The organism is Marinobacter sp. UBA5687 (assembly GCF_002420325.1).
In the GTDB taxonomy this organism is placed as follows: domain Bacteria; phylum Pseudomonadota; class Gammaproteobacteria; order Pseudomonadales; family Oleiphilaceae; genus Marinobacter; species Marinobacter nauticus.
The window spans coordinates 1-6,189 of record NZ_DIHV01000046.1; the positions used below are offsets into that span (position 1 = coordinate 1).

The following is a 6,189-nucleotide window of genomic DNA, read 5'->3' on the forward strand; positions in this document are numbered from 1 at the left end:
AGCGTTAATATTTCTTATACTCCCGACAATGCTATCGACTATACCGCTGATTTCCCGATCGCTCAGTTCTCTCTTGACGACGCTGGTGTGATAATGGAGCGCTCCTGCAAGAGTATCCTCGACAAACGCAAGCACTTCCCGGCTCGGCGTAAATGCGCTGATTCGCTTCAAGGGCTGATACAGCTTTTCACTGAACTGGCGACGATACTGATGCCTTATCGCAGCCAACTCGGGGTTTCGAGGCACCACCTCGAGTATCTTCACCATGGCCTGGCCTGGTGTTCCCGTAAGAAATCTGACAATACGCCCGGTGTAGTCAATGAGCACTTCGCGGGGGTCATCATCGGGGCCCATGGCAGGCAGATCATCGTGGTACATATCCTGGAATAAACTCAGAATCAGTTCCCGCTTACTACTGTAGCGCCGATATACGGTATTTCTACCGCATCCCGCGCTGGCGATGACGTCGTCCATGGTAAGGCTGTCGTAGCCTTTTTCCGCCAGCAACTCCCAAGCCGCTGCCTTGATGGCATCGCCAACCCCGGCGCTGCGTGGGCGTCCTCTAGACTGTGTCACTTTCGGGCACTCCTTTCACTTCCCGTCGAGTCATACGAATGACACTTCTTTCCAATATCATCACGTATCGTCAGAGACTCACTCTCAGGGCCTGTTCACACGAAGTCGAGGCTCAAGTTTATGACAATTCCACAATGAAGTCCCGACTGGCCAGACCGGATATTACGCCGCTGGTCCAGTGTCGCCTTCGGGACAATCCGGAAAGCCTGTTTCTTTCATGTTGTCATATTTCCTTCAAACTTCTGCAATCCAATAACGATACTATATCGCATCGTTATTGGATGCCCCCCCTTTTTTTTACTCACAACGAGGTCACAACCATGAAAAACTTGAAATGGCTCCCCGGCCCCCTGGGGTTTGCCCTTTCCGCAACAGCACTTGCCGCTACCGGTGAGCCCTCAAACACGAACACCAGTAATATAACGGAGGTGATTGTAGTAACTGCTCAGAAGAGAGAACAGGAGATCACCGATGTTCCCATGGCAATGAGCGCCTACAGCGGCGAGTTTCTGGAGAAAATCGGCGGCTCCGAGCTGAACAGGGTCGCTGAACTTACTCCCGGGTTCGTGATGCAGCTTCAGGATAGGTTCCGTCCAGGGTTTTCCATACGGGGCATCACTACCGATGAGCTCAACCCGGAGAGCGAACTTCGGGTCGCGATTTTCCAGGACGGCGTGGCCGTTACCCATGCCAACGCCTCTTATGGCGAGCTTTTCGATATAGACCGCATCGAAGTCGAAAAGGGGCCTCAATCCACATTGCACGGCAGATCCGCACTGAATGGCGGCGTCTCCATCTTCCAGAAGAAGCCTTTATTCGAACAGGTGTTCGAAGTCAAAGGTGGCTTGGGAGAATATGGTTATCAGCATGTTCAGGCTGTTGCCAATACACCCTTGTCGGATACTATGGCTGTCAGGTTTGGCGCATTGACGAAGGAGAAGGACGGTTTCGTGGAAGACAGCGACGGTTCGGGCAGTTTTAACGCCGTGAACGCCGAGGCCTACCGCCTGGGCGTACTTTGGGAACCAAGCGACGATCTACGCTTTCATCTTTCCACCACCTACGATCTCGATGACACCAGCGGCGGCGTACCCTTTAAATCAGGCACGTTTCTGCCGCTGGACCAGAGCACCGGCAAGGTGATCGGCGATCTGGATTTCTGGACTCCCACTCACCTTGAAACCTTTGGGGAGCTGCCAAAATCCTATTTTGAGCGTGAAATCAGGGGAGTAAGCGGAACCACTGAATACACCATTAGCGACCGGTTTACCCTCACATCAATCACCGGCTATCGATGGTTTGAATCGTGCCAGGCCGGCGACAACGACGGTACTCCCACCAATATCATCGCCTACGAACAGTGTGCCTCTGGAGAACAACTCTCCGAGGAAGTACGTGTAAACTTCACCGACATTGGTCCATTTAACGGTTTTGTTGGCGTTGGCGTGTTCGATGCCCAGAACGATATGAGCTTGGACATGGGATATGATGAGCGCGCCATGTCACTTCTGCTGACTGGCCAACTCCAGGCGTTTGCGCCCCGCGGGCTAACAAACGCGGAGATTAACAGCATGCTGGGTGACTCAGCGAACTCTCTGAAAGCATTTCACCTGGATCGACAGGTCCGCCATGCGGATATCAGAACCTATGACCTCTTTGCCGATGTCACCTCGAACCTCACCGATAATCTGGAGATTTTCATTGGGGGACGTATGACATGGGACAAGAAAGAGGTTTCGCTCCAGGGTACGACACCCTATGGCGTAAGCAGCCTGACCGGGAGCGGATTACTGTTAGGTCCCACACCAGGCAATCAAAAGTACAGCGACTCGAACAGTTCCTCTACAGCCACAGGCAGGGTCGGGCTTCGGTATGAAATTACACCCAACCTGAACTGGTATGCCGTTTACGGCCTGGGCAAACGCCCGGAAGTCGTTACCGTGAATACTAATGGCACCTCTTCACTTATCCCGACAGAGGAGCTGACGTCCATGGAGACTGGCATAAAGTTCCAGCTGCTGGATGGCCGTGTCGTCGGTGACAGCTCCATTTACTATTACGAATATAAAAACTTCCAGACCCTCGCGGCAGTCGAGGGACGACTCGTCACCGTCAACGCCGGCGAGGCGGACTCAACCGGATTTGAAGCCCAGGTTAATTACCTGGCCACTGACAGTTTGAGTTTGTTTGGCAGCTACGGCTACAACAAGGCCAGATTGCGTACCGGCGCATACAAGGACAACAGCTTCCGTAACAGCCCGGATCACATGTTTTCTGTCGGTGCCAGCTTCGAGTGGCCGCTGCAAACCGGTGTCATTGCGTTCTCACCGGTTTACAGCTGGCAGTCAAAAATGTTCTTTTTTGACGACAATGACAAAGCAATTCTTCAGCAGCGAACCCCCGCAGCATTCTCCGACACCAAGGTCGACGAATTCCAGGGTGCCTTCGGACTGTTCAGCGCCCGCCTGTCATACACCAGTGCGGATGAAGCCTGGATGGTGGCTATTGTCGGCGACAACCTGACTGACGAAAAGTACATCGTCGATGCAGGCAACATGGGTGATTTTTTCGGCATTCCAACCTTTATCGCCGGCAGTCGCCAGAATGTCCGCGCCGAGTTCACTGTCAATTTCTGATCAACCCCAAAACGGAGCAATTTCATGAATATGATCAATGCCTCGCTCAAGAGCGGGATTCTTGCCTCATTTATCGCGGTATCCACCGCCGCACCCCTGTCTCTGGCGGCTTCACCGGATGATAAAACGTTCACCATCGCGGTGATTCCGGATACCCAGAACTACCTGGACTATACCCACCAGAAAGCTGAAGGGTTTCCCTTCGATGCCAACAAGCTCTTCATAGAACAGATGCAGTACATCGCGGACAACCTGGAAAGCCAGGGCGGTGACATCGCTTTCGTCACCTCCCTCGGGGATGTCTGGCAACACCAGACCTTGTCCATGGACGAAGATCACAAGGCGCGGGGATTCAAGATTGCGCCTAACCCCATTGTGGATAGCCACTTCGCTCCCACGGAAAAGGCCAAAACCGTTGAAATGCCCAAGGCCCATGAAGGCTTTTCCCTGATTGCGGGCAAAGTACCGTTTTCGGTAGCACCGGGAAATCATGACTACGACGCCATGTGGACAGATGCCAATCATCCTCCGTCTGCCAATCCCGACCCCCACGATCTAGCTACTTTGGGCATGCTGCATCCCGGAGGCCTGGACAATTTCCGGTCTGTCTTCGGCGCTAATTCGGTATTTTTCAAGGACAAACCCTGGTACGTGGAGTACAACGATGGCGGCGCCGACAGCGCTCAAATATTCGAGGCGGGAGGCTACAGGTTCCTCCATATCGCTCTCCAGTTCGATGCCCCCAACGCGTCGCTGGAATGGGCCGCCGGCGTGGTGGAGAAACACCCGGGCCTGCCAACCATTGTGTCCACGCACGACTACCTCAACACCGACGGTGAACGAAAGGCCAATCCGGTGATTGATGGTCATGTGGTGGATCCCATTCACAATAACCCCGAAATGGTATGGCAAAAGTTTATTAGCCAGCACGACCAGATTTTCCTGGTGCTTTGCGGCCATCAACTCGGCCAGGCGACCCGCATGGATAGCAATGCCCATGGCAATCCGGTCTGGCAATTACTTTCCGACTACCAGAGTCGGGCCCAAACCGCCATTGACGCCGGCGGCAAGGTCGAATCAGGCCTGGGAATCGGCATAGGAGATGGATGGATGCGCTTCATGGAGTTTGATATGAGCGGTAAGGACCCGGTCGTCCATGTCAGGACGTACTCCACCCATTACGATGTTCAAAGTACCGATCACAAGGAGTACGCGGAATGGTACAAGGATCACGAGCAACCCCATATGACCGAGGCCCAGTTTCGCTCCGGAGATGATTTCAAGCTGAAACTCAACGGCTTTTCCAAGCGTTTTGCCACCAAAGCTGCTCTCGTAAATCAATAATACTTCAGGACAGCACTCCGCCCTCGGGCGGAGTGCTTTTCCTCTTCAGCAGCTGGAAGCGCTGGCCGGGCGAATCAAGGTGTTCGACCCTCTGCTGGAGCATCACGCATTCGTGCAACAATTGCAGTCAGCGCATGGGCGTAAAAGCAGTTTTTGGGCACGCCTGTAGACTTGATGTAGTATTAAAGCCCGCTAATCGAGCATGAGTCTCATACGGATGCTCGGGTCGAAAGGGAATCCCCAGGCGAGTAACCTGTTTGCGGTGATCCATTAGCTGCAGGAGCAGAAGAGCATACATCTGGAAGCAAAGCCAGGAAAGCGGCCTATGGAGCTGTGCGGCAGCGCTCAGTAGGCAATTTTTCAAAATATTGTTAAGCCTTTTCTGAGCATGGTATTTTTCATGGTATTACCAATTAGCAGGAAAATAAGCCATTGAATATAAAAGATAAAAATGTCTTGTTTACAATAGAGTGGGAGTGACGGGCACTGGCTGGCAATGTCTAGCAACGGCAGGCATTTCGGCTGAGGGTAAAAGAACTTTCCGCTAAGCGATAGACTGTATGTAAACACAGTATTGCAAGGACGCGGAACATGCCTCATGTGGCGGCCAGGACGGCCAGGACGGCCAGCCGGGATCGGGATACTGGTCGTTACCAGAGCCACCGACCCGAGCAAACCCTTCTCTATCAGATCGTTGACGAGTATTACCCGGCATTCGCTGCGCTTATGGCAGAGCAGGGAAAGGAATTGCCGGGCTATGTGCAACGGGAATTTGAAGAATTTCTCCAATGCGGGCGGCTGGAGCATGGCTTTCTACGGGTTCGCTGCGAGTCTTGCCACGCCGAGCACCTGGTCGCTTTCAGCTGTAAGCGTCGCGGTTTCTGCCCGAGCTGTGGGGCGCGGCGGATGGCCGAAAGTGCCGCCTTGCTGGTTGATGAAGTACTGCCTGAACAACCCATGCGTCAGTGGGTGTTGAGTTTCCCGTTTCAGCTGCGTTTCCTGTTTGCCAGCCGGCCCGAGATCATGGGGCGGGTGCTGGGCATCGTTTACCGCGTCATTGCCACGCACCTGGTCAAGAAAGCGGGCCATACCCACCAAGTGGCCAAGACGGGCGCGGTCACCCTGATCCAGCGTTTTGGATCGGCGCTCAATCTGAATGTTCACTTCCACATGCTGTTTCTCGACGGTGTGTATGTCGAGCAATCCCACGGCTCAGCGCGTTTCCGCTGGGTCAAGGCGCCGACCAGCCCAGAGCTCACCCAGCTGACGCACACCATCGCCCACCGGGTGGGTCGCTATCTGGAACGGCAAGGCCTGCTGGAACGGGATGTCGAAAACAGCTATCTGGCCTCGGATGCGGTGGATGACGACCCGATGACACCCCTGCTGGGGCACTCGATCACTTACCGTATCGCTGTCGGTTCACAGGCGGGGCGAAAGGTGTTCACTTTGCAAACTCTGCCGACCAGTGGTGATCCGTTCGGTGACGGGATTGGCAAGGTAGCCGGGTTCAGCCTGCACGCCGGCGTGGCGGCCAGGGCCGATGAACGCAAGAAGCTCGAACGGCTGTGCCGGTACATCAGCCGCCCGGCGGTATCCGAGAAGCGGCTATTACGGATCCGGCTGTTATCCA

General features: G+C 54.3%; 5 protein-coding genes. 4 read left to right on the plus strand and 1 reads right to left on the minus strand.

The annotated features are described in order from the left end of the window. On the minus strand, nt 1–576 hold a 576-nt coding region (locus B3Y70_RS04980), incomplete at its 3' end, for a TetR/AcrR family transcriptional regulator (RefSeq protein WP_150306359.1). A gap of 38 nt (nt 577–614) precedes the next feature. Between B3Y70_RS04980 and B3Y70_RS04985 the strand changes: the two genes are divergently transcribed. The 4 genes from B3Y70_RS04985 to B3Y70_RS04995 form a co-directional block, all read left to right on the plus strand. Further along, nucleotides 615–3,212: a TonB-dependent receptor gene (locus tag B3Y70_RS04985; protein ID WP_288589290.1), complete on the plus strand. Its 2,598-nt coding sequence runs from the start codon at nt 615–617 to the stop codon at nt 3,210–3,212. A 24-nt stretch (nt 3,213–3,236) separates the two neighbouring features. After that, nucleotides 3,237–4,556, plus strand: coding sequence for a hypothetical protein (locus B3Y70_RS04990; RefSeq protein ID WP_239241799.1), 1,320 nt, complete (start codon nt 3,237–3,239; stop codon nt 4,554–4,556). After that, a complete protein-coding gene (locus tag B3Y70_RS17580) occupies nt 4,549–4,725 on the plus strand; it encodes a DUF6880 family protein (RefSeq protein ID WP_353743853.1) in 177 nt (58 codons plus the stop codon). Before B3Y70_RS04990 ends, B3Y70_RS17580 begins: the two co-directional genes overlap by 8 nt. Before the next feature lie 422 nt (nt 4,726–5,147). Beyond that, nucleotides 5,148–6,189, plus strand: a 1,042-nt coding sequence (locus B3Y70_RS04995) for an IS91-like element ISCR2 family transposase (protein WP_150306362.1), incomplete at its 3' end; no start/stop codon positions are given.